A 26,767-nucleotide genomic window follows, 5' to 3' on the forward strand; every position below is an offset into this window, starting at 1 on the left:
TTTAAGAACCACTTAACATCAGCTGTTAAACATTAAACTTACTATTGAATAGTGACACGATTTTTGAAGTTAACACGAAACAAACACTCAAAACTCATCACTCACTACTCAAAACTTATTATAAATAATTCTGTCCTACGGTACGTACGGTTTCTTCCAGTTTACGGTCGCGGGTTGGTTCGCCAATGGCGTTAAACTTCCACTCGCCGTTCTTTTTGTAAAACACGCCCAACACCATTGATACATGGCCCGCAAACTCCTTGCTGTGTGCAATATCATAGCTTGCAAAAACCTCGTTAACACGTATTGGCGTACCTTCATAAATACGGATAGACGCAAAAGGGATGGACCCAAAATCCTGCCCGCGAAAACTGTTCAGCATAAAAGCAACGTAGCTTACAGCCGGACTTATGGCTGAAAGATCAACCGTGATCACTTCGTTATCCAGGCCGTCGTTACCATCCATATCGCCGGTAAGGTCATCGCCGCTATGGCGTACCGAACCATCTTTTGCACGCAGGTTGCCAAAATAGACTACATCTATCAGGCGTTTGCTTTCGTCAAACAAAGCACAGCTGGCGTCAAGATCAACCGCTTCTTTGGTGGTACCAAAGCCAAACAGGCCTTTCTTTTCAATGGCGCCCCAGTTAATGCCTACACAAACACTTTGTAATTTGCTGCCGTTACTTTTTTCGAGGCTGATGCGCTGCCCCTTTTGAAGATTAATTGCCATAGTTTTATTGGTATTTGTTTAAATAATCCTGCAAGCCGCCTTTCATGCCTACGCCTACAGCTTCAAATTTCCAGTTATTATCTTTTTTGTAGATCCGGCCAAACTCCACGGCTGTCTCTATAGAAAAATCTTCTTCCAGCTCGTATTTCAGGATGTCGGCACCTGTTTCGGCATCAAAAACGCGGATGAAGGAGTTGCGAACCTGGCCAAAATTCTGCCTGCGTGCCTCGGCTTCATGAATGGTTACCACAATGCAGATCTCGGAAACCTTTGAATCAACTTTAGATAGATCAACCTTTACCTGCTCGTCATCACCATCGCCATCACCGGTAAGGTTATCGCCTGTATGCTCAACCGCGCTATCCGGCGATTTTAGGTTATTATAGAAAACAAAATATTCATCGGCTACCAGTCTTTTATTATCACCCAAAATAAAAACAGAAGCATCCAAATCGAACGCGCTGCCTGTTGATGAGCTATTGGTATCCCAGCCCAGCCCAATGGTAAATTTAGGGGCATGGATGCTTTCGCGCTGGCCTTTTTGCAAATTAATTGCCATGTTTAATTAAAGTTTTATTGTTTATAAATAGGTTGTCGGTAATAAAGGTAAGGTTTTGGGCATATGCCTCAATAGTATGGTAGCCGTTGCCTAAAGCCATATCATATAGCAAGTTTACAAAATCTGTTGATTGGTTTTGTATAAAAATACCGAAACATTCGGGATTGTAATTCAATATGTATTTTACTATCCGGGTGTTAATGGTAAAACTGCCGCTTTGAATAATAGGCTCCAGGTCGAAAATAGTTTTCACCTGGTGGTAATTCAAAAAATTCTCAATATTGGGGTGGATGTTTTTATTTACCAGTTCGGCAAAGTAAAGCATATAAATATCGTTATGCAATCCATATTCGTCCACCATTTTCATGATCATCCGCTCATGGCTGCCGGTGATCTTAATATCATCTAAAAAGATCAGTGTCTTATTTGCCAAAAAATCTTTATCAATATGAAACGAATCGTTACCAATCAGGCTCATTCGCTGCTCGGCATTTAGTTCGCCATAATCTTCTTTGTAGGTAATGGTACGGTGTACTTTGGTTTCCTGTACCACGGGGTAGCCATGCTGTGCCAGCCAGCGGTTAAGCCGGTACACAAACCAGGTTTTCATGGCAAAGGTAGCGGTAGGAATAAACGAGTACGGACTTGAAATTACCACAATTTGCTGCGCGATGGGTTGTTTTGATAAAACCTGTTCAATAAAACCCTTGGCAAGGGTGTTGCCAAATTCACGGGCTATGGTTTCATCGCCAAACTTAAACCTGCTGTAGCTATCCGGGCAAAAGCCAAAACCGCTTGCGTTATCAATATGATGTAATGAAAAGGTAGTGTTCATTAGCTTACTAAGCTTAAAATCGATTGGTTGTTTGAGTTAATAAGCAAACTTTTTATACCTGCCGCATTAGCGCCTTCTACATCGGCCCGCGGGTTATCGCCTACATGGATGATATTACTTAAGTCTATATTTCTATTTGTATTGATCTGTTGTAGCATTAAAGCAAACAAAGCCGGGTTTGGTTTTGACATCCCCACTTCGTCTGAGTATAGCTGAAAATCAAAGTATTCACTTAGCTGTAATTCAACCAGCACCTTTCTTAATGTTGCGCCTTTTATAAAGCCAGTGTTACTTAATAAACTAAAGGTAACACCTTCTTTTTGTTTTAGATGCCTCAATGTAGCAATTGTTACAGAGGAGTATACCACCGGCAGGTAGTAGAACAGCAGTTTCTCCATATCCTGGTAAAGCTTACCGGTATCAATATCGGCAAGTGGTAGTTGGTTATCATTGATCAGGCTAATCACCATCAGGTACATTTCATCGGCGTCAATATTTTTGCCGGTGTTTTCATTTACAGCATTGCACATCAAATCAACCTGCCTGAAGGCTTTGGCTACCTCATCTATACTCTTGCCTCCCGGATTAAAATCCCGGTGAAAGATCTTGGTGCGCTCAATTTTAAAATAAGGGTTTGATTTAATTAGCGTAAGCCAAAGATCAAAGGAATAATGGTGGTACATGCAGGGTTTTGATAGAGTCAAGAACCAAGAGTCAAGAATCAAGACAGCTGCACTTTAACGCGGCTTGTGTCTCTGATTCTTCTCTAAGAGCAAAATCAAGAATCAAGGCCTTAAAATCCCTCCGGATAAGCGCAGCTCTCTTGATTCTTGACTCTTAACTCTTGATTCTAAATCTTTAATATTGCTTAAGTAATTCTAAAAAGTTATCAGTAGCAAACGGTTCACCAATAGCGCGGAATTTCCAGGTGCCGTCTTTGCGGTAAACTTCGGCAAATTTCATAGAGCACATGCCGTTGTAAGTTGAATCGCCAGACAGGCTGAATTTAGCTATCTCTTTACCGTGGTTATCAACCGCGCGGATAAAAGCATTCTCCACCATACCAAAGTGCTGGTTGTTGCGCTGCCCCTGGTATATCGCTACGATGAACAGGATACGGTCGAACTTAGGGTCGAGCGAATCCAGCTTTACAATAATCTGCTCATCATCGCCATCGCCGGCACCTGTGCGGTTATCGCCTGTAAGCCAGATGTTGTTTGATGGGTGTTTCATAGAGTTAAAGTAAACCACATCGCCCTCAAATAAGCTTACTTTATTGCCATTGGGTTTAATGGCTGTGCGACCTCTATCGGCCACGCGACCATTTTTATCTAACAGGAAAGCTATCGCATCCAGGTCATATTCTTTTTCTTCGGCCGCGCCGCCAAACAGCTTGCCTAAAAAGCCACCGCTGTGTGTTTGTCTTACATCCCATCCCAGGCCAATGGTTACCGAAGAAAGGTCGAAGCTTTCGCCTTTATCATTTTTACGCAGGTCGATAGTTTGACCTTTTACCAGATTAATTGCCATAGCCGTGCTTATTTAATGATCTGTCCTTTAAAATATTTGCTTAAAAAGAAGGCCAGGTCTTCTTTATAACCCACGCCCGATGCCTCAAATTTCCAGGCACCACCGCGGCGGTAAAGCCTGCCAAACTCAATAGCGGTCTCTATCGAAAAATCTTCGCCTAATTCATACTTACAAACTTCCGATCCGGTAAGTTCATCCACAATGCGGATGTATGAATCGCGCACCTGGCCAAAATTTTGATGGCGGGGCTGTGCTTCGTGAATGGTAACTACAAATAAAATTTCCTGGATCTTGCCGTCAACTTTAGTCAGATCAACATTGATAGATTCATCATCGCCGCCATCGCTGTTGCCGCCTGATGGGTCATCACCGGTATGGTGAACAGCAGAATCGGGCGAATCCACATTATTATAAAACACAAAGAACTCATCCTGTGGTACAAATCGGTTAGCGTCAATCATGATGGCCGATACATCGAGGTCGAAATCATAACCTGTGCCTTCATTTGGGTTCCAGCCCAAACCAACTGTCATCCTTGATAAACCGATATCTATTTTTTGTCCTTTTTGAAGATTAATTGCCATTGTAGTAAATGTTTATTTATAGACATGCAAGCCCCTGTAATGTTACGAAAATGCATGTGATTTTTGCTTGTAATAGGTTTAAACTAACATACCAAGGTATATGTTTTTTTAATATGAAAGATGAAAATAAAATGAAGGACGCAACCGATGGTATGCTTAGTAACTTCGTGTAAAACTGTTGCGTTGCGCAACAAGTGAAACACTCCGCAACACTTCCGGCTATCAGGTGCAACACAGAAAAGTCCATCAAAGTGCATTTTGACTTTGATTATCAGTGGTGGTGGTATTCTGTCACCAGTGTAGGCGGGGGTTTGAAGTAGAAGCAACGTAAAACACCGGATATGCAAATCAAACAAGTGGTGGCCTTGGTCAGGAAATGATATTACTTCGTTTTTGCCTTTTTTTCCCGTTTAACAGGCGACGTCATTTTAAGAATGGTTTTGCCGTGCACAATATCTTTTGGGCTTTTAACTTTTTGTAAGGCGTTATGCCAGGCCTGTTCTATTAACCCGGTTACATACTCCAGCGGGAAATCATCCCGGTTTTCAAAAAAAAGGTATCGGTACTGGTTTCCGTTACCCAACAAAAGTTTTCGCGGATCTTCAAGTTCAGAACCCCAGTAAAAGCCAAAATGAATGCCCTGGCTACTGCGGTATACTGCTATAGAACAAAATGTTTGCCCAAGCTTTTCTGTTACCGACCAGCCCAGGGCCAGCGCATTATAATTATCATAAATGAGCTCGTTGGCTTGCGGGTATAAATCCCACACAAACTCGCGCAGCCAGATCACTTTTTCACGTACATCGGGTTTAAACTCATACAAAAACCTGAGCAGGCTGGCTACTTCTTCTTTAGGCATGACTACCGTTTTAGTTTTTTATAAAACCTTTCCCTTATTGCAATCAATAACTCACAAGCTTTTTATAGATTGTCATTATATGATAAATATACTTTTTTTATTGATCCGTTTTATTTATGATTATCCCCATTAACACCGGCCTGTTGGGAATAAAAAACGGAGAAAAGCCCGCAACAAAACCCCTTAGATTATCTCTAAGAGGCTTTTGTTAATGTGGAAGTTACTGTCCCTGAACCCTATAATATTTAAAATTGCTTGCGCTTAAAGTGTTTAAAACAAATTGTTACTTTGTTGGGACGAGATTGATTGTTAATAAAACAAATTAATTGACTTTCAAATAACTAATATTATAAAACTCTCCATTTTTGAGCATTGTTTTTAATAATTTACGATAAAATTGTAAATATCAATATTCATTCAACATACTTATATATATCAATAAGTTACAAGTTGGTAAGCGCGATTGAGTTTTAATATTTCAAATGGATACATATACTTTCCATATCAATACCTACGACCTGGCTCTTTTGGGTACGATCTTTATCGCGCTCACGTTTATCCTGCTTTTATGGTTCACCAAAAGGACAAACCTGGCTGCAAACCGGCTTTTGGCCCTGGCGATGGTTACGATTGTTTTGTGGATAGTCCGGATATTGGGCATTGACGTCGGCCTGTCAACTTACATTACTAACTGGAGCCTGCTGCCACTGCAATTTTCGCTTGCTTTTGGCCCTCTTATTTTCTTTTACGTGCTTAAAATAACTCGGCCTGATTATAAATTCCAGTCTAAGGATCTGCTGCATTTTAGTCCGTTGCTGCTGGAATTTGGCGGCCAGGCATTGGAAGTGAGGGATAGTATAAATAGCGGTGCAGCTACTTATAAAACGCCGGCCTTTCAGCAACTGAATCCGGTATTGCAATTGCTGGCGTTTGTTTCGGTCACAATTTACCTTTACCTGGCTCACAGGCAGATAGGACACTTTTATCAGCGTTTAAAATTTCATGAGGGCGACCGTTACCGCAACGAGTTACTATGGCTGGATCGTTTCCTTACCGCATTCGGTATGCTATGGTTACTATGGATACCGTTTACAGCGGTTGACTATTTTTATTACCACGATAAATCAGGAGCACAGTATTATTTCCCTTTGTGCCTTCTTTTCATATCCCTGATCATTTGGATTGCTGCAAAGAGCCATTTAAAAGCAGAAACTCCTGAGAAGGCGGATACTACCGTAAAGCTATTATTACCGGCAGATCTGAAGCAAAAAGGATCCTGGTTAAAAATGGAAGTAAAGGAAAAAGGGCACTACCGGGATGCGGAATTAAGCCTGAGCTCTCTTGCTGAAAAACTTGGATTGCATACTCATGAAGTATCCCGAATTATTAATACAGTTTTCAAAAAAAGCTTCAACGATTTTATCAATGAATACCGTGTTCGCGAGGTTGCACTCAAAATGCAGGACCCGTCGCATGATCATATCACACTGCTTGGTCTTGCCTATGAGTCAGGCTTTAATTCGCAAAGCAGCTTTCATCGTATTTTTAAGCAATTTACAGGCAAAACCCCTTTAGAATATAAAAACCACCTTCAAAAAGTTATCCCATCTTATAACTTGAGAGGTTTTACCCAAACTATGCCGCTAATATTGAGCCATGTAAACCCTCCGGGGTGGAGACATGAAAAATTAATCGGCAGTCGTATGTTTAAAACTTATTTTAAAATAGCATTCCGCGGATTTTGGAGGCATAAGCTGTTTACACTGATAAATATTATTGGTTTATCCATCGGCTTAAGCGCTTTCCTGGCTATTTACTTTATTGTACTCCACGATTTTACGTTTGATAAATTTCACAAAGACAGCGACCGGATTTACCGCGTTGTTATGAACATATCATTTCAGGGGCATAAAAACTATTTGAGTGGCGGACCTGGCCCACTGGCGGAGGCGATTAAAAGCCAGGCTACAGGAATAGAGGAAATTACGCCGGTATATTCACTGTCGCCTCATTTTGTCTATATCGACAAAGATAAAAATGCACAAAAACGGTTCAAAGACCCGGACAGGATAACACTTGTTGATCAGCAATATTTCAAAATTTTTAATTATACATGGCTTGCCGGCTCATCGCAACACGTGCTTGATGAGCCCGGCCAGGTAGTGTTAACATCCCAACAAGCCAGGCTTTACTTCCCGGGGGTATCATATCATGAAATGATTGGTAAAGTAGTTATATATGATAGCCTTAAGACAACAGTCAGTGGCATAGTTGAAACGTTTACCGAAAATAGCGACTTTACCTTTCACGATTTTATCTCCTTTAGTACCGCCACAGCTAATAAGCATTTAGCTGATGATCTGTATATAAGGAATTGGGAAAGAATCTCTTCGGCATCACAGGTTTTTGTAAAGTTGGCGCCGGGTACTCAGGCCCCCGGGGTGGTAAAACAGATCAATACCATTTTCAAGAAAAGTAATCCACCGCGTGCCGAACAAAAAATGCCTGCACCCATCGTGGATCTGGCCTTGCAGCCACTGGATGATATTCACTTCAATCCCGACTACAATATTTTTAATTTCTCATGGCCAGCCAGCAAAACAACACTTTACGGATTATTGGCCAGCGCTATCTTTTTGTTGTTGCTGGCATGTATCAATTATGTGAATTTAACTACGGCCCAGGCCGCCCAAAGAGCAAAAGAAATCGGGATACTCAAAACTTTGGGCAGTAGCCGGATACAATTAGTAGCTCAGTTTTTAGGAGAAACATTTTTTATAACATCCTTTGCGGTTTGCATATCGGTATTGCTTGCGCCGGTTATTTTAAAAATGTTTGCCGACGTTATATCCCCCGATATTCATGCAAATATTCTGCAGCCGAATATCATACTCTTCCTGCTGATTTTGATCATTGTGATAACTATTTTGTCGGGTTTTTATCCCGCAATGGTATTATCAGGTTACAAGCCGGTAACGGTGCTAAAAAACCAGGTGCAGGGCAATACCAATAAAACACGAAATGCGTGGCTCCGCAAGTCGCTTACGGTTTCGCAGTTTATTGTAGCCCAATTTTTTATAATGGCTACCATTTTGGTAAGCCAACAAATTTATTACGCCTTACATAAAAACCTCGGGTTTAAAAAAGATGCTATCTTGCTTATTAATACGCCCTGGCAAACCAGTAAGGTCAGCACAAACGAGGTACTGCTGAACGAATTCCGGTTGATGCCGCAGGTTGCCCTTGTGGGTTTAGGTAACGACCCGCCTTCGGCTGATGCATTTAACAGGACGCGCATGACTTATGACGACGGAAAAAAGCAAATTACAACAGAAGAAATAATAGTTAAGTCTGCTGATGAAAACTACATCAAAATATACCAGATAAAATTGCTTGCCGGCAGAAACATAACCCAAGCCGACACTGGGAAAGCCATCATCATTAATAATACTTACGCTAAAATATTAGGCTTTACTATCCCCCGTGAAGCTATCGGAAAGCAATTGAATTGGTTTGATGGCCGAAAAGTTAGTATTATTGGCGTAGTTGCCGATTTTAATCAGCGGTCGCTGCATTCCACCATTTATCCTTCAATCATAACATCGGGTAGTCCAATCCCCCGACCAATGATGACGTTACATGTTAGTTTGAAACCTGAAACCGCAGGCGGTAAGGAGTGGAAAACGGCCATTACAAATATGGGTAAGGCCTGGAAGAAGGCTTATCCCGACGATGATTTTGATTGCCATTTTTACGACGAAACGATAGCGCGGTTTTACGACGAAGAACAACACACCTCAACCCTGCTCGCCTGGGCAACAGGTTTCTCCATATTGATTAGCTGTCTTGGGCTGTTAGGTCTTGCCATTTACACTACCAACCAGCGAACAAAGGAAATTGGCATACGCAAAGTATTTGGTGCCAGTGTTGCGCAAATAGTAATCCTTCTATCAACTGAACTGATATCGCTTATTTTAATTGCTTTTATCATAGTAACGCCAATTGCGTGGTACGTAGTAAATAAATGGATGGAAAACTTTGCTGACCATGTAGCTATTAGCTGGTGGGTATTCGTTATCAGCGGCGCAGGGATGCTGCTTGCAGGATTATTTACCTTAAGTTTCCGAACCATTAGGGCTGGTATGGCCAATCCGGTAAAGAGTTTGCGAAATGAATAAATTGGTAAGATGAGGGTAATCATGCTTACATGTTTTTTTTGAGGATATAATATTTCAAGTCCTAAAGATCAAAACTACCAGATACATACAATTCCTCAAAACCATCCATTATGGTACCGGATTCTCTATAGATCAAAAAACAATATTATTATCTTATTTAAAACACTGTTCATGAAGCAAAATGTAATAACCTTCGTGTTAACGCTATTATTGGTCTATGCCACTATAATTATTGGCTGCAGCAATAATAATCCTAATATTGTTAAGCATAATGGCGAGAAGGATTTGATCTCTTTTAAATCAATAGAAGGAATTAGTTACACTGAGATAAATCGGCGTCTAAAAAATGGCCTCTCATTTAGTGAGTATGGTTACCAGTTAGAACCTCAGTGGAAAGTAAATTTCGTTTCAGATGATTCGGTAAGTATATATAGCCCCAGTAAAAAACGTTTTTTTAATTTTCCGCTCTCACGGGGTTATGACTCTGTTTTTAACACAGCCAGAACCTGGCTAAAAGTACGAAAGATGAGTAAAGACAGCCTCGTGCTGGAAATGCTTAAAGCCCAGGGTGACAGTGTCGACATTAGAGGCGTTGGGATTTATATGACCTTTTACGCTGATAATTATGTAAAAAATGTACTCCGAAGTGATACAACTATACTTAAACGTGCCAGTCGAAAAGATAGTTTGTTTATAAAATCATTGGTAATCAAAGCTAACACCGACATAAAAAAGGCTTTTGCAGCAAGACAACCGGTTGCGTTAATAAGCAAAAGTCCATCAGTAAAAGTAAAAAAATGGAAAGCGGAAGGAGATCTTTTTAATAATTTCGACACTTCTGATGATTACTTTGATCCAACGTTTAATATTACTATCAATAAAGCATACACAAATTTTTATTATTCATTTTCTATATATGTTGATGAGAAGGGACAAATGCACTATGGGGAACCCTTAATTGCTTTTTTTGGTGAATCATTCAGGGAACAGTATGTTCATGAATCACAGGCTGTTATGAATAGTTATCTTAAGTATTATTTGAAGGTAACTCCAGGAAAAACATTAAATATGCCTCACACAAGCCTTATAAATATTCACGTTGAGGGAATTGCTTATCCTTAAATAAAGACTTATTGAAACTCAAATTATCAGCTAATTCAGGCATAAACGAGTTGAATATCGAATTGCAAAAACGGAGCTTGTAAGCCAACCCACCCTAAACTCCACAAAAAAAGCCCCTTAGATTATCTCTAAGAGACTTTTGTTATGTGGGAGTTACTGGGTTCGAACCAGTGGCCCTCCCGATGTAAAATCGGGATGCTCTGAACCGGCTAAGCTAACCTCCAATAATAAATTTTCTATCATCTTACGGCTTTTCCAACCTTTAATTTGCCGTTCCCGTTTGCCAGCCCCCTCCTTAGTTATAAATGATTCCGACCATTTCAAAACCCAATCCCCAGTTTTACCTGTAAATCCTGAATGATTGGTGTTGTGTTTTCGGATGCGTTCGCCAATATCGGCAGTTGATCCGACGTAATACTTGTCTTTTGATGATGAGTAAAGGATGCAGGCGAAAAACATAGTTTCAAAATAAAAAAGCCCCACATTTCTGTGGGGCTTTAAGTGGGAGTTACTGGGTTCGAACCAGTGACCCTCTGCTTGTAAGCATTAAGTCACATCTTCGTTCCTACCACGATAAAGCCTATTTTTAACTATGTATGTACACTTGTGCAAGCTATGTGCAAACAAGGCAACCTTGTAAATAAATTGATGAACTGTTAAGCGAAACTAAGCTATTTCTTATTAGTAGACAATGAGTCTCAGGTCGAGTTTTCCATATAGTTTTTGATTAAGTGATTGGAATGAATTACGGAACCCTCCACGCTTAGAGCAACCAAGTGCAAGAGGCAAAGGAATAAATGGGTGGTGCTGTGGCTTGTGGGTTTATGCCGGAAGCTCTTGCACGCTACAGCAGCGAGAAGCGTAACTTTGCAGAGTAATTCATTCCTTCACCCCATCTACGCCTGTAACCAATAGGGAAGCTTAACAACGATACTATCAATGCGCTCTGAACCAGCTGAGCTATTTAACCATACCTTTGAGATATGACAGTACATACAGAGTACGAAAAGCTACTTAAAGACGAATCATTTTGCTTGGCCGAGATAACGGAAGTTAAAAAGTTGCTGCGTCAGTTGCAATATGATCTTAAAAAGGCAAGGACAGCCTTAGTAAAGTATGAGACGCTCTCTGTTGCTTATATTAGTGACACCTTGGTGGTAACTGATAATTAACGCACTTAGCTTCCCTTCTTAAGCCCATCCAACAAAACAGCAAAAATCCTTATATAAGGGGTAAGTTATTTTCTTGGATTCTAGCCTTGAACGGCAATGAGTTCGTGCTATTCCTATTGTCTTATAAGCTAAAAGTCGCTTGATGAATTAAAAAGAGGTGTCATAATGATTGAGTATAATTTGCAGGAATCCCGTTAGATAATATTTACCAGCGAGCAACTAATGTTGATTAGGAAACAATAGTTACGTTATCGATGTCTTCCTCTCCACCGTATTGGTAAAGCTCCCTATGATTGACAAAGCGTTCAAAAAGATTTACATCAAGTTCTTTAACAAGTCCGAAAAAGTCCTCATAGCTTATGTCGGTTAGAACACTGTTTACTTTTCGCTTACCATTGGGCAAAGGTTGTCTATCAGCTAGCATTAGGTTGAGGTAAAAGCTCTCCTGGTGAAACCCCAAGCTTAAACCAATGGCCTCATACCTTGAGGTGTCAATATTACATTTCTTGGCGACGGTTTCTAAGCCCATGCTTTCGTCTATATCCCAAGATAGTTGAGCCTTACCCTCAAGATCATTGTAGCTGGCGTTTGGGTTAAGCATATTGTCGATATCGTTTTCCATGTTTAATAATTTTAAGTTAGTATGTATCGGGTTCCCTTTCTAAAATGTCTTCGCCACTGAGTGTAGCTTGCGCTGACAGCATATTAAGCACAATTTCAATAAGCATTTCATGCTCTTCGTCCATATCGACATCTTTACAGCCACTATAAACGTGCTTTATGTACTCAACACTGAACTCTCCAAATCCATCCGTATCGATATCTAATGAGCCTTCATCGATTTTAAACGATATTGAAGCTCCACTATGGTACTGTGCTAACATTTTTTCTATAGCTATATGACCATCTAATTCTTCGTATAGGATGTCTAACATATTAACGTCGCCGTCGCGGATTGCCTCTACACAGGCACTGGATAAGGTAATTGTAGCGTTATACTCCATGATTAAAGATAAGAAAAATAGCTAAACGTAAATAGACACAGCTTTACTGCCAAACATTTATTTTACCTCCGAAAGGAAATTCAGCACTCCTTGATACATTATCTTGACTTCAGCCAAAGTATACTCGCCATAATGACCATGTGCTGCACTATTTCTGGTACCAAACCAAGCAGTAACCTGCTTTACTTGTATTGGGCCATATGCTCCGGCCTTTTTTAGATCTTCATTAATAGTAGAGGCCTTTTTAGGAACATTGTCTGTCCCTTTTATAACATGTGTATCAACCCCATAAGTTGCACAAAGCTGCCGAAGGTGTTCTTCTAGCACAGAGCCTATCATCACAGCAGCCGCATCTTTGTAACCCTCATCAAGTAGATGCTCTGCCATTTCCAAGAAGTTAGAAAACACTTCGGCTGTGACCAGTTGCTTAACAGTAGTGAGCCAACCGTTATCGATTTCATGTTTTATTGCAGCGAGAACCTTCATTCCACTTTCTATATTACTAACGTAAGTATTATTTACAGCGCCCATGAATAGTCTGTAATAAGAGTGTTCGGTACCATAAAGGGAATCTATAAAAGAAAGAGCAGCCGCTTTAAACGCGATATAATCGGGTTGGCTGACATAATCTGTCTCTCTAACACTTCCGCCAATGCGATTTGCTATTGCGACTTTTGCTATGTCATATAGATATTCTATCCTATCAGTAAGTTGAGAATCCTTCATATCGTAAATATAGCATTTATCTAAAGTCTGCGAGCCGCTGCGAATAGAGGAGAGGATCTTTGTGGAGACAGCACGAAGTGCGACCACAAAGAATGCTTCACACAAAAAACTGGCGTTGCGTTTGACTTCTTAGGGCTGTAGCTTGGGCTTTTCAAACGCCATGACAGTTGTGAAGTCCTCGACGAGGCGCAGGTGAGCCTAACGATATGAGCGGCTGGCTTTATAAATATTGAGCGTTGCAAGCGTCACCTGGTCGGCAGACCAAGTGTAAGCGCAGCATAAACGAAAGGTATATAAAGACAGAGACAGCGAATGTGATGAACGACTTTGCTACTACAACAGGCATGACAGGCTGCTTTGTGTTGGGTTAAAGGCGTAGTTGGCTATTGGTGTTGGGGCTGTGGTGAAGTGGGCATGAATAGCCAATGTAAGCCTTTAAGAAGTAGGGCAAAAGCAATCGAGCGCGATGTGTGCGTAGCACTTATTAAGCGAGATGAAGCCTGGCAAGTTTGTTGTTTCAGCTTAGGAGAGAAGAACACCTTTCTTCCGAGTGTGTGAGAGGCCTCTGCGACCAGCCATCAAGCATAGCTATCCTTTCCCTCTTAAACAACTTCTTAGGGAAAAGGATAGCTATGCTTGTGGTCATTGTAGTTCTGTTAGCCTTTTGTGGTTAACTTCCTAACCCATTTATAAATGCCGACTACGATGTAGTAGGGTAGCATAATTAGCTCTCGTAAAAGAACAAGTACTATCAACAAATTGAACAGCCATTTCTTACCCTTCGGCTCGGTAGCTTGTTCCCGTTCGATAAATTCATTTACTGTAAAAGTTTCTGTGTGCTCAACGCCTTCAGGCAAAGTTTTGCCGGTCAAGTTGTAATTATTATTAGATGCCATGTGTACGATGTTAGGTTGGATTATTGTGGGTGCCTATATTGTATTATAGCAAAAGGTTTAATCGTACTTGATGATTATTTTAATCTGTTCAGTTCGGCTTGTATATATGATTTCCTTAGCACCGCTTTCTAGATCCGGTCTACGGTACATCGTTTTGGTCGCTTCTAGCACGCCATTTTCATATAGTTTAAAGGTGTGTAACCCACCACCATCATAATGAACAGTGATAATCTCGTTCGGGTTATCGACAAGGGTTAAGGTCAACGTTTTAGTATCTACATCGGTCGACGCTTTATAACCACCAGTCTTATCTGTGTTTCTTAGTGTGTTGATCAGCCTGACACTACATAACTGATAAGGTCTGTTTTCTGCTTGTGTATTTGACTGTGGTTGAACGTCCTTAGTTGGTGACGCGATATTAGATGGTGGTGAATAAGTACTTATCGGCTGTGCTTTTGCATCAGGTGTGCTTACCAATTTGGCGAGACTTGATAACCCCATTACGATCATTATTAAAATAATCCCAGCTAAAGGAACAGCGAAAATCCAAATAGCGACTACCTCCAATGGGTCTTTCTTTTTAACGTTTAACTTTTCAGTCCTTAAATTAGACGGTTGGTGACTATAGGCCGTTGGGGGTTTGTACTGACTTGTGACGGTTTTCCTTTTAACATTGTATTGGATGGGTGCATTGCAATCGAAGCAAAGAAAGTTTGTAAATGCTTCCTCATATATGCCATATTTCTTATTACAAACTGGACAATGGATAATCTTGTGTGTAGGCATTTTTTTATAGATAAGGCACCGAGCAGTCCTCAATCGGTAGGTTTGTAATGCACGAAAGCGCCTGGACTTAACTACGTCTGCACTTTAGAGGTTCGGGAAAACCCAGTAGCAACAAACAAGTCATCGCCCAGACGCTTTCGCGCCGGACGTTGAACTCATTTGTTCTGCTACAATTATGAATTTTCCCGATTCCTAAAGTAGAACAAACAAAGCTTAACGCTTATATTTTACATGTTAATATGTCTTCGTTGTGGTATGCTGTCGGTTTCCTCCTTTGTTTGCCACGAAGTTAGTAAACAGCTTTTAACTATGCCACTGCCTTAAGCTGTTTTCTTTTTCCTGTTGGCTTATAGGCTATCAGTGAGAAGCTATGCTGCTTGTTATTGCTATCGTCAATGGCTTCGTACAATGCTGAGCAATCAGTGTTAACATACTCAGTGTCGATGCATTCTTCAATGTCAAGTGTGGTATGTTCAATAGAAGTAAGCTTGTAAAGCAAGCGTACGAACTTTGCAGTAATAGCGGTGTACTCCGACTCATTGTTAAAGCATTCAAACCCGTAGCTGATAGTTAGGTTGTCTACGCTCCATTCTAAGGATAGGTAAAGTAGTGGTGATATCAGTTCGTTTACTGTAGTGATAAAGCCCTTGTTGTCCTTGGTTTTGCGCAAGTAAGTGCAACGCAGTTCATGACGTTCGATAGTTGCCAGCAGCTGTTTGGTTTGCTTTAGCACTTTAAAGTAGGCAGCCTTAACCTCCATGTTATAGGCTGATAGTTGGACTTTGTGGGTGTGGGTGTGTTGTTTGTTCATGATATTAGTGGGTTGGTGTGTTACAATGTGAATAATTGATGTAAGTGCTAAGCATGGCGGTAAGCATTACAGCCTTTAAGAGAATAGGCAAGTGCAGATAGGGAATACCGTTAGGCAGGTTTGTTAGATGAGACTGTATGTGGGTTCAGAAAATTAGAGGCGGATTCCTTTTTCGATTACTGGGTGCCTGATGCTGTGATCGCGCCATATATTATACGTCTGTCTCACGAGCATCAGGCGGGGTTATATCATAATGTACCGGTGGGGGCGTGAACTATACAGAAATTTCGGATTGAAATAGACTTGTCAGTACAGCTATTTCAAGAATAAGGGAGCTAATAAAAAAGGTTTCTTAACCTGGCTGTTTTATAATAGGGTGTCAGATTTAAATATCAGATATAGCGTGAGTTATCTCCCTGTCTTAACATGTTTAATAAGTATACCTCTCATTTAAGTACTTTTACTGTATGACAACGATAACCCACTGTTTACTCTCAGGATATAAATTTCCAGAACCTCGTTCTGCTGATGGCTTAAGCTTTAGCTACACATCACTTGTTGCAGGTAATGTAAACATATCTTTACCACTGGCGATAGAGTATATCAATAAAGGTGACTACAATCACTATTTATTAGCAGGTATCTGTAAGAACTTAACAATACGAAATGAAATGCCTATCTTTCTTAGTACGACATTCATTAACCATGGACTCTCCACTTACAAATACCCTAAAAGTTTTCATGAGAAAGCAAACCACCTACTAAAACTTCTCTACGACCTTGGAGCAAACGAATACAAATCAAGAACATTATTTCCACTACATGATTATCCATTATGTTTTTGTGAAACACCTGAGGAATTCGAACGAGTAGTAACGTATTTAGGCAAAGAAGGTCTCTTGGAATGGCCAAATCGAACGAATGTAAATGGTTCATACACTAAAGTGCTGCTTACTCAGGACGGAATCAAAGAAGTAGAAAAAGGTCTTCCCAAGGTACCAATGATTGGGCTTGTTACTCAAGAAATCACTACCAGTGACGCAGCTATCGATGAGAAGATTAATCACGCTAAAAAGCTATTCTTTGACGAGCCTCAGACTATGGAGCATATGCGTTCCGCGTGTGTGACGCTGGCGGCAGTTCTTGAGCCACTAAGAAGCGATCTCACATCTGTGATAGCGAGGCCGGATGTTGAAGCGTTCTTTCAGTTAGTCAACAACTTTGACATAAGGCACAACCATAACAAGGTTATGACACTGGAACATCCTGAACAACTCGAATGGGTATTTTACAGCCTACTCAACACCATCAATGTGTACTACAAGCTTAAGATAAAACTTGCTTAATGAACTGGACAAAAGTAAACATAGTCGCCTTTAAGATAGTAGCTGGAACGGTATTCCTGTACTTAGTTTTGGGAGGCGTGGCAATGTGCCTTCACACACTTTACCTTAAGGGATTGATTGGTATTGTTGCCGGAAGTATCGTGGGAGTTTTGTTTGTACGTAAGCCCTCAGTATTTAACTGGGTTCAAGTGTTTACCTTGCTCTTCGTTGCAATGTATATCGTCGGATTTGTCAAATAGCCATGAAGCAAACACTTATCTATAGCCTAAAGATATGGCTAACAAGCGTACTTGTTGGACCTGCGCTTTATGGAGTGTACGATGCTCTTACTAGACCTAATTTCTTTCACAACCTCACAGCTGTTGGCGGATTCTACCTTTATTCACTACCGTATGGGTTGGTGTTATCAATACCAAGTTGGGTGCTGTTTTGGCTTTCACTACATAGTCTGACTATGCTTAAATGGAATTGGGTGACAACAAGGATCCTGATAAGTATTGTAGCTATAATATTAACATTCGTGCCCTTCCTTCTGTTGTTTGGTTTTGATGACCCAGCCAGTAATGCAACGTTTCTTGCATGGCCGATGGCTTATTGCTTTGTACTGGTAGCAGGTGTTTGGTATTACGAACTACGTGTTGTTGCGTCATCAACTTAACAAGCTATATCCTTAGAGGCTTAGATTTACAAAGTGGCACAGCCCGGAGGTTGTAAAGTAGTTGTATATATCAGCTAATCAGCTTACCTTGTATGAAACTTAAATCAAACCCATCATGACAAGTCAAAAGTACCTCAATGGCGTTCTAACTGTGATCGCCTTCTGTTTAGTTATTCTTACGCTATCTGTAGTAGGTGTGTTTCCAAAGGCTAATGCTGCGGTAACACCGTCAAAGTTTGTAACTGTACCACTTAACCCTGACGGCTCCTTAAACGTCAAGGTGTTGGGCGAACAGGAGATAAATATCGTTCGAGTGGCTGGGATTAATATTGCTGCCGATGATGCCAAAGGTGGTAAGCTTCCCGTTAGTGTCAAATAGTAGGCATCTCCGACTTCTTATAGGCTTAGAATAGTAATTGCATTGTTTAAGCGTAAACCCTGCATATTGAAGCTTTTAAGGCATAAAACAGGTAATTGCACCCCATTAAACAAGGCAGCCACCCTAAGGCGGCTGCTGTTAAAATCAGTCTATCAATCCAAAGAATTTATCAGCCCGTAACATAAGGAAAAACTTGAAAAAGATGGATTGATAGATTGGTTGTTACCAAAGCTTACTAAGTAGTTTGTAGACGTGTTCGCCATCTTTAGTGCTTCTAGTTGTGTTATAAAACTTTGATATATGAGCGGCTTTAGCTTCCTCTATAACCCCATTGTCTTTATAAACCTTCGTTAGTTTAGCGGCCATGTCTTTAGAATTAGATACTTGACCATCGAAGACATTGTATACAAATGGAGCCAGGCGTTTGTAAAGTGCGTTACTCTCCGCTACTTTTATAGCAGCCTTTATACTACCTATAGAGTAATCTGTTTGCTCCAGACCTTCAAGCCCTACCAAGTCGTATAACGTTGCAACTAATGGATATGCACTTCTAATAGAGTCGCGTAAGCCTTCAGGCTCAATGACATAATTCCCATGTCTAGGCGTGAACTTATCAATTTGATGTGCGATCACTTTACGCTTCTCGCTCTCTGGCATTTTCGTTCCTCTGCATAACCTTTCATAGTCTCCTAACGCATATTTCTCGGTTTTAAATGTGGGCTTATAATGATTTCGGAGCATCTCGTACGGTTCTTTCAGATAGGATTCAGAACGGTAGTAGCCTCTTACCCTTTCTTCTGAAATGTAGTTGTCTACCATGAAAGGGTTTACCTCATCATCATCAAAGAAATTATGTACTGGTGATGTTGATATTGCAGTGCTAAACATGTCTTTGCTGCCCGGATGTGTTTCATGGTTATAGCTTTTTAGAAAACCCTTGTAGGTATCAAAGCATCCATCAAGGTAATGTCTTGACTCTTGTTCCGATTTAGAAGATAGCTTGGGGTTAAAATTACTTATATGAGTAAGGCTTGCAATGCCGTTGCGGTATCGTCCCGATATTTGTACTACCTCGGTAAATGGGTCGAGTATAGAGTGTTTTGCAAAATAAACGTCTGTTAGCATGATGATATCAGGTGTGTGGTTTACTTTAATATCAACTGCCGAGAAAAACCTGCTGGTATAAAAAGTATATTTCTTTATCCGATCTGTTGCAAGAATATGAGATGCATTCATGAAGGCATCACCTGCAAGCTTTTTAACACTGTCTTGGGCACAAAACACCATGCTTTCACTTCGAATGCCCATACCTTCTATTAGCGCAAGAATGATATCAGTAGAATTTAGAAAGATTGCATACTGCTCACTATTTAAATCATTAGTATGCCGTCTAAATGATTCAAGTACGTTATTGGTTTGTACTACTTTAATAACCTTACTGTAATCATAGTTCGGTTCTATAACGATATGTTTAAAGTCATTCAATCGCTTGTCGGAAAACGGAAGGGTTGTCGCTGAGACTAATGCCTTTTGCTTGAACATAAAAAAGTACTTCATTGGTGCGGTGATTGCGTCCCTGTAGCTTACGTCTGTTATTATTCTTTCACATTCATCATAGAGCAAAAAGTAATCTTCCAGTAAGCTTTTCTTATTACCATCGAAGGCTTTAATAACCTTATTTACAAAACCCTCAGGTGTAGTGAGTATTTTCTTGTAAACATTATCCGACTTTAGATATTTCTGTATGTGTTCAATTTCGATACCTTTATGCACTCCTAATAAGTAATGTCCCTTGTTTTTTGGTTTGTTTTGCTCACTTACTTTTCCCTCTATCACAGGTACGTTTGGTAGAATGATTATGCTATGCCGTTTAGTATGTAATGCTTCGAGGGTAGTGATACCGCAACCGGGAACAGTCTTGTTTATGATATGATCTGTTGGTATGCATGAAGATTTAAATGGTTCTATTTCGCTAAGGAACTGTCCTTGGTTAAGCTTAACAGCTGTATATGTAGTTGTCATAGTGTATAGTTATCTAATGCGGCTCATTGAGCCGTTCTTTGTTTTAAATAAATGAGTGGTTTAATAAACCAGTGGAGCGGTTGCCCCACTGGTATTTAGCACTGAGTTAGTGCTTCTTGGCTTCCTCAATCAGTTGCGATAAAGTGAAACGAACTGTTACTTTACCATCAAGGTATGCGTTAAAAAGTTCCTCCATACCTCCTTCAAGTATGAGTTTGCAACTAACATAACCTCGCGCTTTTACAAAATCAATAAATATGTAACGACGGCCACCCTTGTCTAACATCTCATTTGAGAAACGACCTACTCTCAAACCTGCGTTCATGCACTTTATACCTGTATCCAGATGCTTAACATCTGCATCCCTAAGGCTCTTGCCATGAACTAAAAAATCGTGAGCATTATTAATTATTAAAGGGCCAGGTTCTAGGCCAAGCGCCTGTTGGGCATTTAAAGAATTTTTATTGGGGTCATGCTCTGCCCCCTCAGCTACATCATGGAACTTATTAAGTATGTCCATTTTATTTAATCTTATACCCGGCAACATTGCCTGGTTTTACAAGATTACGTTACCAAGTCTGTGACAGACCGATATTTGACACACTAAAAACAATCCTATTTATCGCTTTTGCTTCTCTTTTTAAAATAGTTTGTAAAAAGACTCCGAATATAATCTGCCTCATCTATAACCATGTGGTTTTGGGGAAGCCACTCAAATAGTTTTGCTAAGTCATACAGGAACAGCATTACTTTAGTAGGATATTTGACCTTCTTTTTATGTTTTATCACGTTCTCCTCGCGTAAGTAGTCAAAAATAAACCAAAGAAATTCCGTAAAGATTCTATGATGTTCTTCGGCGGTATTCGTAAGTGACAAACTTGAAGCTGTAGCCAATTGAAGTTCCCGATTTGTAGTTCCAGGCAATAAGTATGGCATATAATTAACAAGTTCATCCGTCGGAAAATCTGCAAGAGCTATGGCATTCCTTATCAATTTATTGAGCCAGTTGTTTAACTCTTTTGAATTTATTCTGACTGTGCTACCGGTTGTTCCTTCAAAGGTTATTCTAGTTTTGTAGTCAATTGGATGTTGATCATAATATAGAATCAATTGAGCCAAATCCTTTGTCTTGCGTCTTAGGGAACGTGGTTCGTCATCCAATCTTATATCTTGCATGTGCATTACTCTCAATCTGGCATTGTGATTTTGGGACAGTACATAATAAAGAAAGTCATCATCTGGGTCGGCTAGATGCGTCTCTAACAAGTTGTTGAAACCTTGACGGACTTCTGCCCCTTTACTTTCGGTCATTACCTCACCTTCCTTAAAAAAGTCATACTCGAAGGTTACGGGTAATTTTTCTTTTAGGTTAATTGCATCAACGAGTTGTTGCTGACCGTAACGTCCCCCATGATTATACTTTAATAGAATTTCCGGACTGACGGTTAGCTTAATAATGTATGCCATTTACGATTATAAAAAAAAAGCAGGACACTTGCATGCCCTGCTAATCAAATTTACATTTTGCAATTATAGAATTGCTGCTGGTTGTAACTTAAGCTTTTGTCCTTTAAACGATGATGGGTCAAACATAGCCTTTAATCCATACCTGTATTGATGTTTAATTTCCCGGTGACAAGACTTTAGATTTAGCAGTACAACCGAGTTCACGTTATCGATCATGCTTTGGTCGAATGTATCAAGGTAGATATTAGTAATCTTATTACCATACTCATGGCCCAAACATTCAGCAATTAATTCGTTGGAGAACCCAAGTTTTTTGGCCGACGTCGCCCAAGTATGTCTTGATACATAAGTCGTAATCTCATCATCTATTCCAAGCTTAATTCCGATCCGATCAAGATATTTGTTGGTAGTTTTAATCCACTGAGCTATAATTTTCTTTGCCTCTCTGCTACCTTCAACTACATCGTAAGGCAAAATAGGAAGCAGATATTTAGAATTGCTGCCGGCGTAATACGATAGTAGCTTGGTTAGTTCTGAGATGACCTTAATCTTTAATTCTGTACCCGTCTTACGCCTCTTATAAGCTAACAGATGTTTGTCGATGTTAGTTGGCTTTAAGTAAGCAAGGTCTGTAAAGGAAGCACCACGTAAGGCAAAACTTAATAAGAAATAATTACGAGCATGCCATTCCTGAGACTTTAGTTTATAAGGTTCGTAAAGTATACGCCTTAAATCCTCTAATGTAATTGCACGTTTGGCGGTCTTCTCAGTTTTAACGGTGACATCTAAGAAAGGATAATGTGACCGGTCAACTAACTTAGCCTTGACAGCCTTGTTATAAATTGCCCTTAAAGTTCTGAAGTAATTACTTATAGAGTTGGGTTTAATCTCCTGTTTTGTAAGGTGTCGCTTAAAGCTTTCAAGAAAAGTGTAATTGATTTCGACAAACCTTAGCTTGGGGTTGTCTGCAAAGACCAGCAGTCTGTTAGTTGCAGTCCTATAAACTGTAGCGTTACCTGTCTCGTTTGCTTCGAACATGCTTGTTATAAGCTGATCTGCAAACTCTTTAAAGCACTGGTTGGCCTTTGCCTTCGTTGTACTATAATCCTCGCTTAATCGCTCCTTTAGTATGTCAAGATCAAAGCTTTCTTGACCCTCAAGTTCCAGTACAGCCTTCTGTACTTTTAAATAAAACTCGGTTGTTTTTTTATTTAGCAGGGCTGCATTAGGATGCGTGTTTAATACCTTAGCCTGGTTGTTATCCCAAAATACCTCCTTAATAAACACTCCTGTGTTCACTGTACTGCTTTTACGATTGTAAGTGATCCTGATTTGCACTGAATATGTGCCGTCTGATTTTGCCCGCCTTGTATCAAGCAGGACTTTGTAAGTAACCATGTGATTGAGATTATGGTTACCCTGTTTGTGCAAACAGTGTGCAAACAAACTATCGGTCGATAGGGCTTGTTTAGCCAAACCACCCTAAACTCCACAAAAAAAGCCCCTTAGATTATCTCTAAGAGGCTTTTGTTATGTGGGAGTTACTGGGTTCGAACCAGTGACCCTCTGCTTGTAAGGCAGATGCTCTGAACCAGCTGAGCTAAACTCCCTTGCGTTTTGTTATTCTCTTTCGATTATAACTCCCTTGCGTTTGGGACTGCAAATATAGAAGCTTAAATCTATTCTTCAAAAAAAAAATTCAAATTTATTTTAAGGTGCTATTTTTGAGCATTTTAATTTTTCGGGAAGTCTTTTTAGCTGTAAAACACAGCTTCACATAGCTATATTTTCCCCAGGCCGTGGGTCTTCGGGCAATATTTCCATATCAGGCTCATCCATGTAATCGGCATACCACTGAATGGCGCTTACCACATCAAGAGCGTCGTCGGCCGCAATATTGATGGTTTCAAAGGCATATAGCTTTCCATTCACGTAACCAAAAAGCTGAATTTCATTAGGATCTGCACTAAATCTTTCTTCAGCAAGGCAAAAAACCCTCACCTTTAGCCTGGTATCCCTGGAGTGAATGATATCTCTGCAAGGGTTTTTAGGATCGGTCGCCAGTAAGTAAACATTGTGGTCCATAAAGGTATTAACAATGTTTGGTGGGTATGGTTTCTACTAATGTTCATTTATACCTGTAAATTTTAAGGGATGTTTATTGGGGAAAAATTATTTAAAATCCTGGTATTGTGTAAAATAAACCCGTGTTCGCGTAGAAGTTTTTCCACATCTACATATTGCCTAAAAGTAAAAACCGCGTTTATTGTGTTATTTACACACATTAAGCATTTGGCATTACAATTGACTAATGGTTAATACCCTTCTCAAAGGGTTGTTTTTCATAGGTAGATGTAGGGCCGTAAAACTGCGAGAGTTTTCCGGCCTTTTTTATTGAAAAAATTCCTTTCGGACTCAAAAACACTCACCCTTCATGTAGAAAGTTTCTAACGTAATTGCTTTTAAGGAAAGCCGTTATTTCCCCGCCATTATTTAATCAATATTTAAAACGTGTTGAAATAAAGGGTGTCTTTCTTTTTTTGATTACTGCGCTAATGTGAATCGCCGTTGTTTTATTACCTCCCTTTTTAATTTCATGATGCCGTATGAAGATGTGAAATGGATTCGTGTTATCCTTTGACTATTTCGTCAATTTTAAACTTTCACGAAAAAGCTTAACCCATTTGGCAATTACTCTAATTCAGAGTATACTAATTATCAACATTTTACAATCCACCGGGTTTCTATCAGCGTATGTCCATTTACAAACGGAAACGAAACTAATTGAACCATTAAAAATTTTACTTTATGAAAACAGAATCACAAGAAAGCATATCAGGAGCAAATATGGCCCGGAGGTCATTCCTGCGTTATGCAGGAGTGGGTGTGGCCTCGGTAGGGCTTTTAGCTGCCGCATCCTGCACCAAAGATCATCCCGTTATTGTTAACCCTACCAAGGGTATCGATATCGGCGCAACCGGCGATCTGGCTATCCTTAACTATGCTTACGCATTAGAGCAACTGGAAGCAGCCTTTTATACCCAGGTAGTTTTAACTCCTTACTCTGGCATTACCGATAACGAAAAAGCATTGTTGACCAGCATCCGTGATCACGAAATTTTGCATCGCGAGTTTTTTAAAGCTGCATTAGGCGCAAACGCTATCCCTGCATTAACGGTTGATTTTACCTCAATTAACTTTACCAACAGGGCTGCCACATTAGGTGCTGCCAAAGCATTTGAAGATACCGGCGTTAAAGCTTATGATGGCGCGGGCTATTTAATTGGTGGTGGTGCTTACCTTACACTTGCCGGCAAAATTGTTTCTGTTGAAGCAAGGCACGCCGCGCTGATCAGCAATTTAATTACGCCGGGCTCATTTGCAGCCAGCGATCAGGTTGATGCTAATGGCTTGAATCTTTCGGCATCTATAGCAGATGTATTGAAAATTGCCAACACATACCTGAAAACTAAAGTAAGTGCATCAAATTATAGTTACGTAGCAGCTTAATCAAAAAAACGCCATGAATTTATTCAACATCATAGAAGAAATAGAAAAAATAGATCCGGATTTTTCCGATAAGGTAAACCCTCGTCGTGCCGCGATCAAAAACATTACCAGCTTTGGTTCAAAAGTAGCAATGGCTGCTGTACCCTTTGCTTTGGGTACAATGATCAAAAGAGCAGTTGCTCAAACATCAACTCCATCAGTTGTTGATATTTTGAACTATGCGCTTACTTTAGAGTTTCTTGAAGCCAAGTTTTATGCAAACGCGGTTGATAAAGCCGGATTTATCCCAGCTGCTATCCACCCTTATTATCAAACCATCGCTGATGACGAAAGTAAACACGTAGAATTTTTGATAGCAGTTATCAAAAGCGTAGGCGGTACGCCGGTAACCAGCCCAACATTCGATTTTTCGGCTGGTGGCGGTACAGGAAAAGGTCCTTTAGGTAATTCTGTTTATACAGATTTGGCTACTTTCCAAAAAGTTGCCGTTGCATTTGAAGATACAGGTGTACGCGCTTATAAAGGCCAGGCCGAAAACATATTGGCTAACAAAACCGCGGCAGGTGCCGATTTGTATAAAACGGTATTAACCGCCGCTTTATCTATTCATGCTGTTGAGGCGCGTCACGCATCAGCAACCCGTCAGCTTATTGGTGTAACCCCATGGATCATTAGCACAACTGCAAAAGGAAACGATACGGGAGTTAGCTTAGTAGATGGCAATTACGACGGCGAACAAAACGTTATCCAGGGCGGCGTTGATGTAACTACATTAAAAAATGCATCAGGTGGTAGTACTTCTGTTTCAGTTGCTACAGCTTCATTTGATGAGCCGCTAAGCATGGATGCCGTACTTAAATTACTGGTTGGTAGCTTTATTGTAAAATAGCAGCAATTAACTTATATATAAAGCCGGGTAGTGTTCGTCGCCCGGCTTTTTTGTGCTTTATTATTTGTTAAGGCCTTTTACACCAAATTTAATCAGGTCATCAGCTTTAATATAACCTACAGTGCCATAAACAGGTTTTCCCTTGGGATCAAAAATGATCATGGTTGGATAGGCCTGTAAACCCCATTTCGCGGCCAGTTGTGGCCCATCGCCTTTTTCCATATCCATAGCCACATTTATAAAATTGCTATTATAAAACCTGGCCACTTTACCATCTTTAAAGGTAGTTGCCTTAAGTAATTTACAGGGACCACACCAACTTGCATAGGCATCAACAAAAATATATTTGTTTTTAGCAGCTGCCTGCTTCAATGCCTCGCCCCAGGAGTTTTCAATGAAATTTATTTGGGCGGATGATTTTACATCCTGCGCATTGCTTGTTAAGGTGCAACAAACCGTAAGAATAGTGAATGTAATTATAAACTGTAGCCTGAAAAGGTATCTCATATCTGTTTTAAGATTAGCAGCAATAAAAATAGCACATATAAACCTATTAATGGTAGTTTATATGTGCTATAAGTTAAAGCTTAAAGCCTCTTTTAAGTATTAAGGGCGGTGGTCCTGCTGCTGCTTTTCCTGCTGCTGCTTTTGCTGTTGTTGACGTTGTGCTTGCTGCTGTTGCTGTCTTTGTGCCTGCTGCT

29 protein-coding genes and 1 tRNA gene are annotated in these 26,767 nt (G+C 40.2%); 9 read left to right on the forward strand and 21 right to left on the reverse strand.

Annotated features, from left to right (window positions below):
- Positions 1–118 precede the first annotated feature (118 nt).
- The 7 genes from FHS10_RS23605 to FHS10_RS23635 all read right to left on the reverse strand — a co-directional run bounded on the left by FHS10_RS23605 (position 119) and on the right by FHS10_RS23635 (position 5,100).
- Positions 119–733 carry a TerD family protein gene (locus FHS10_RS23605; RefSeq protein ID WP_259095838.1) on the reverse strand — a complete coding sequence of 205 codons (615 nt, stop codon included), beginning with the start codon at positions 731–733 and terminating at the stop codon, positions 119–121.
- Between the two features lie 4 nt (positions 734–737).
- On the reverse strand, positions 738–1,292 hold the full coding sequence (locus FHS10_RS23610) for a TerD family protein (protein WP_259095840.1): 555 nt from the start codon (positions 1,290–1,292) through the stop codon (positions 738–740).
- The gene (locus FHS10_RS23615; protein WP_259095842.1) at positions 1,282–2,127 is read right to left on the reverse strand and encodes a phosphoribosyltransferase family protein; all 846 of its coding nucleotides are present in this window, start codon (positions 2,125–2,127) and stop codon (positions 1,282–1,284) included. The genes FHS10_RS23610 and FHS10_RS23615 overlap by 11 nt, the downstream gene beginning before the upstream one ends.
- Entirely contained in the window at positions 2,127–2,810 is a 684-nt protein-coding gene (locus FHS10_RS23620) for an HAD family hydrolase (protein ID WP_259095844.1), read from the reverse strand. The genes FHS10_RS23615 and FHS10_RS23620 overlap by 1 nt, the downstream gene beginning before the upstream one ends.
- Positions 2,811–2,985: 175 nt before the next feature.
- Positions 2,986–3,657 carry a TerD family protein gene (locus FHS10_RS23625; RefSeq protein WP_259095846.1) on the reverse strand — a complete coding sequence of 224 codons (672 nt, stop codon included), beginning with the start codon at positions 3,655–3,657 and terminating at the stop codon, positions 2,986–2,988.
- 8 nt (positions 3,658–3,665) lie between these two features.
- Positions 3,666–4,241 carry a TerD family protein gene (locus tag FHS10_RS23630; RefSeq protein ID WP_259095848.1) on the reverse strand — a complete coding sequence of 192 codons (576 nt, stop codon included), beginning with the start codon at positions 4,239–4,241 and terminating at the stop codon, positions 3,666–3,668.
- Between the two features lie 382 nt (positions 4,242–4,623).
- Positions 4,624–5,100, reverse strand: a complete 477-nt coding sequence (locus FHS10_RS23635; RefSeq protein ID WP_259095850.1) for a DUF1801 domain-containing protein — start codon at positions 5,098–5,100, stop codon at positions 4,624–4,626.
- Positions 5,101–5,582: 482 nt separating this feature from the next.
- On the opposite strand from FHS10_RS23635, the gene FHS10_RS23640 reads away from it, so the two are divergent.
- Entirely contained in the window at positions 5,583–9,278 is a 3,696-nt protein-coding gene (locus FHS10_RS23640; RefSeq protein WP_259095852.1) for an ABC transporter permease, read from the forward strand.
- 171 nt (positions 9,279–9,449) lie between these two features.
- On the forward strand, positions 9,450–10,400 hold the full coding sequence (locus FHS10_RS23645; RefSeq protein ID WP_259095854.1) for a hypothetical protein: 951 nt from the start codon (positions 9,450–9,452) through the stop codon (positions 10,398–10,400).
- Positions 10,401–10,553: 153 nt separating this feature from the next.
- Here the strand turns inward: FHS10_RS23645 and FHS10_RS23650 are convergent, their stop codons facing one another.
- On the reverse strand, positions 10,554–10,859 hold the full coding sequence (locus tag FHS10_RS23650; RefSeq protein WP_259095856.1) for a GIY-YIG nuclease family protein: 306 nt from the start codon (positions 10,857–10,859) through the stop codon (positions 10,554–10,556).
- A 524-nt stretch (positions 10,860–11,383) separates the two neighbouring features.
- On the opposite strand from FHS10_RS23650, the gene FHS10_RS23655 reads away from it, so the two are divergent.
- Complete coding sequence (locus tag FHS10_RS23655; protein WP_259095859.1) at positions 11,384–11,572, forward strand: hypothetical protein; 189 nt, start codon at positions 11,384–11,386, stop codon at positions 11,570–11,572.
- A 229-nt stretch (positions 11,573–11,801) separates the two neighbouring features.
- Here the strand turns inward: FHS10_RS23655 and FHS10_RS23660 are convergent, their stop codons facing one another.
- From FHS10_RS23660 to FHS10_RS23685, 6 genes are all read right to left on the reverse strand, one after another.
- A complete protein-coding gene (locus FHS10_RS23660) occupies positions 11,802–12,194 on the reverse strand; it encodes a hypothetical protein (RefSeq protein WP_259095861.1) in 393 nt (130 codons plus the stop codon).
- A 16-nt stretch (positions 12,195–12,210) separates the two neighbouring features.
- A complete protein-coding gene (locus FHS10_RS23665; protein WP_259095862.1) occupies positions 12,211–12,576 on the reverse strand; it encodes a hypothetical protein in 366 nt (121 codons plus the stop codon).
- Between the two features lie 57 nt (positions 12,577–12,633).
- The gene (locus FHS10_RS23670) at positions 12,634–13,302 is read right to left on the reverse strand and encodes a hypothetical protein (protein WP_259095864.1); all 669 of its coding nucleotides are present in this window, start codon (positions 13,300–13,302) and stop codon (positions 12,634–12,636) included.
- Positions 13,303–13,958: 656 nt separating this feature from the next.
- Positions 13,959–14,198 carry a hypothetical protein gene (locus FHS10_RS23675; protein ID WP_259095866.1) on the reverse strand — a complete coding sequence of 80 codons (240 nt, stop codon included), beginning with the start codon at positions 14,196–14,198 and terminating at the stop codon, positions 13,959–13,961.
- 57 nt (positions 14,199–14,255) lie between these two features.
- The gene (locus FHS10_RS23680; RefSeq protein WP_259095868.1) at positions 14,256–14,984 is read right to left on the reverse strand and encodes a hypothetical protein; all 729 of its coding nucleotides are present in this window, start codon (positions 14,982–14,984) and stop codon (positions 14,256–14,258) included.
- A 307-nt stretch (positions 14,985–15,291) separates the two neighbouring features.
- Entirely contained in the window at positions 15,292–15,795 is a 504-nt protein-coding gene (locus FHS10_RS23685) for a hypothetical protein (protein WP_259095870.1), read from the reverse strand.
- Positions 15,796–16,262: 467 nt separating this feature from the next.
- Here FHS10_RS23685 and FHS10_RS23690 point away from each other — a divergent pair, with 467 nt between their 5' ends.
- The 4 genes from FHS10_RS23690 (at position 16,263) to FHS10_RS23705 (ending at position 18,178) form a co-directional block, all read left to right on the forward strand.
- Positions 16,263–17,141, forward strand: a complete 879-nt coding sequence (locus FHS10_RS23690) for a hypothetical protein (RefSeq protein ID WP_259095872.1) — start codon at positions 16,263–16,265, stop codon at positions 17,139–17,141.
- On the forward strand, positions 17,141–17,380 hold the full coding sequence (locus FHS10_RS23695; protein ID WP_259095874.1) for a hypothetical protein: 240 nt from the start codon (positions 17,141–17,143) through the stop codon (positions 17,378–17,380). The genes FHS10_RS23690 and FHS10_RS23695 overlap by 1 nt, the downstream gene beginning before the upstream one ends.
- A gap of 281 nt (positions 17,381–17,661) precedes the next feature.
- The gene (locus FHS10_RS23700; RefSeq protein WP_259095876.1) at positions 17,662–17,799 is read left to right on the forward strand and encodes a hypothetical protein; all 138 of its coding nucleotides are present in this window, start codon (positions 17,662–17,664) and stop codon (positions 17,797–17,799) included.
- Between the two features lie 115 nt (positions 17,800–17,914).
- Positions 17,915–18,178: a hypothetical protein gene (locus FHS10_RS23705; RefSeq protein WP_259095878.1), complete on the forward strand. Its 264-nt coding sequence runs from the start codon at positions 17,915–17,917 to the stop codon at positions 18,176–18,178.
- Positions 18,179–18,400: 222 nt separating this feature from the next.
- Here FHS10_RS23705 and FHS10_RS23710 read toward each other — a convergent pair whose 3' ends face one another.
- From FHS10_RS23710 to FHS10_RS23735, 6 genes are all read right to left on the reverse strand, one after another.
- A complete protein-coding gene (locus tag FHS10_RS23710; protein ID WP_259095880.1) occupies positions 18,401–20,200 on the reverse strand; it encodes a hypothetical protein in 1,800 nt (599 codons plus the stop codon).
- Positions 20,201–20,306: 106 nt separating this feature from the next.
- Complete coding sequence (locus FHS10_RS23715) at positions 20,307–20,720, reverse strand: hypothetical protein (protein WP_259095882.1); 414 nt, start codon at positions 20,718–20,720, stop codon at positions 20,307–20,309.
- Between the two features lie 95 nt (positions 20,721–20,815).
- On the reverse strand, positions 20,816–21,667 hold the full coding sequence (locus FHS10_RS23720; protein ID WP_259095884.1) for a hypothetical protein: 852 nt from the start codon (positions 21,665–21,667) through the stop codon (positions 20,816–20,818).
- 63 nt (positions 21,668–21,730) lie between these two features.
- Positions 21,731–23,065 carry a site-specific integrase gene (locus tag FHS10_RS23725; protein WP_259095886.1) on the reverse strand — a complete coding sequence of 445 codons (1,335 nt, stop codon included), beginning with the start codon at positions 23,063–23,065 and terminating at the stop codon, positions 21,731–21,733.
- 137 nt (positions 23,066–23,202) lie between these two features.
- A tRNA-Val gene (locus tag FHS10_RS23730) sits at positions 23,203–23,277 on the reverse strand.
- Between the two features lie 163 nt (positions 23,278–23,440).
- A complete protein-coding gene (locus FHS10_RS23735; RefSeq protein WP_259095888.1) occupies positions 23,441–23,752 on the reverse strand; it encodes a hypothetical protein in 312 nt (103 codons plus the stop codon).
- Between the two features lie 723 nt (positions 23,753–24,475).
- Between FHS10_RS23735 and FHS10_RS23740 the strand changes: the two genes are divergently transcribed.
- Positions 24,476–25,177, forward strand: coding sequence for a ferritin-like domain-containing protein (locus FHS10_RS23740; RefSeq protein WP_259095889.1), 702 nt, complete (start codon positions 24,476–24,478; stop codon positions 25,175–25,177).
- 13 nt (positions 25,178–25,190) lie between these two features.
- Complete coding sequence (locus FHS10_RS23745) at positions 25,191–26,066, forward strand: ferritin-like domain-containing protein (RefSeq protein WP_259095891.1); 876 nt, start codon at positions 25,191–25,193, stop codon at positions 26,064–26,066.
- Between the two features lie 60 nt (positions 26,067–26,126).
- Here the strand turns inward: FHS10_RS23745 and FHS10_RS23750 are convergent, their stop codons facing one another.
- Entirely contained in the window at positions 26,127–26,573 is a 447-nt protein-coding gene (locus tag FHS10_RS23750; RefSeq protein WP_259095893.1) for a thioredoxin family protein, read from the reverse strand.
- Between the last annotated feature and the right edge of the window lie 194 nt (positions 26,574–26,767).

The organism is Mucilaginibacter dorajii, assembly GCF_024808255.1.
Lineage (GTDB): Bacteria > Bacteroidota > Bacteroidia > Sphingobacteriales > Sphingobacteriaceae > Mucilaginibacter > Mucilaginibacter dorajii.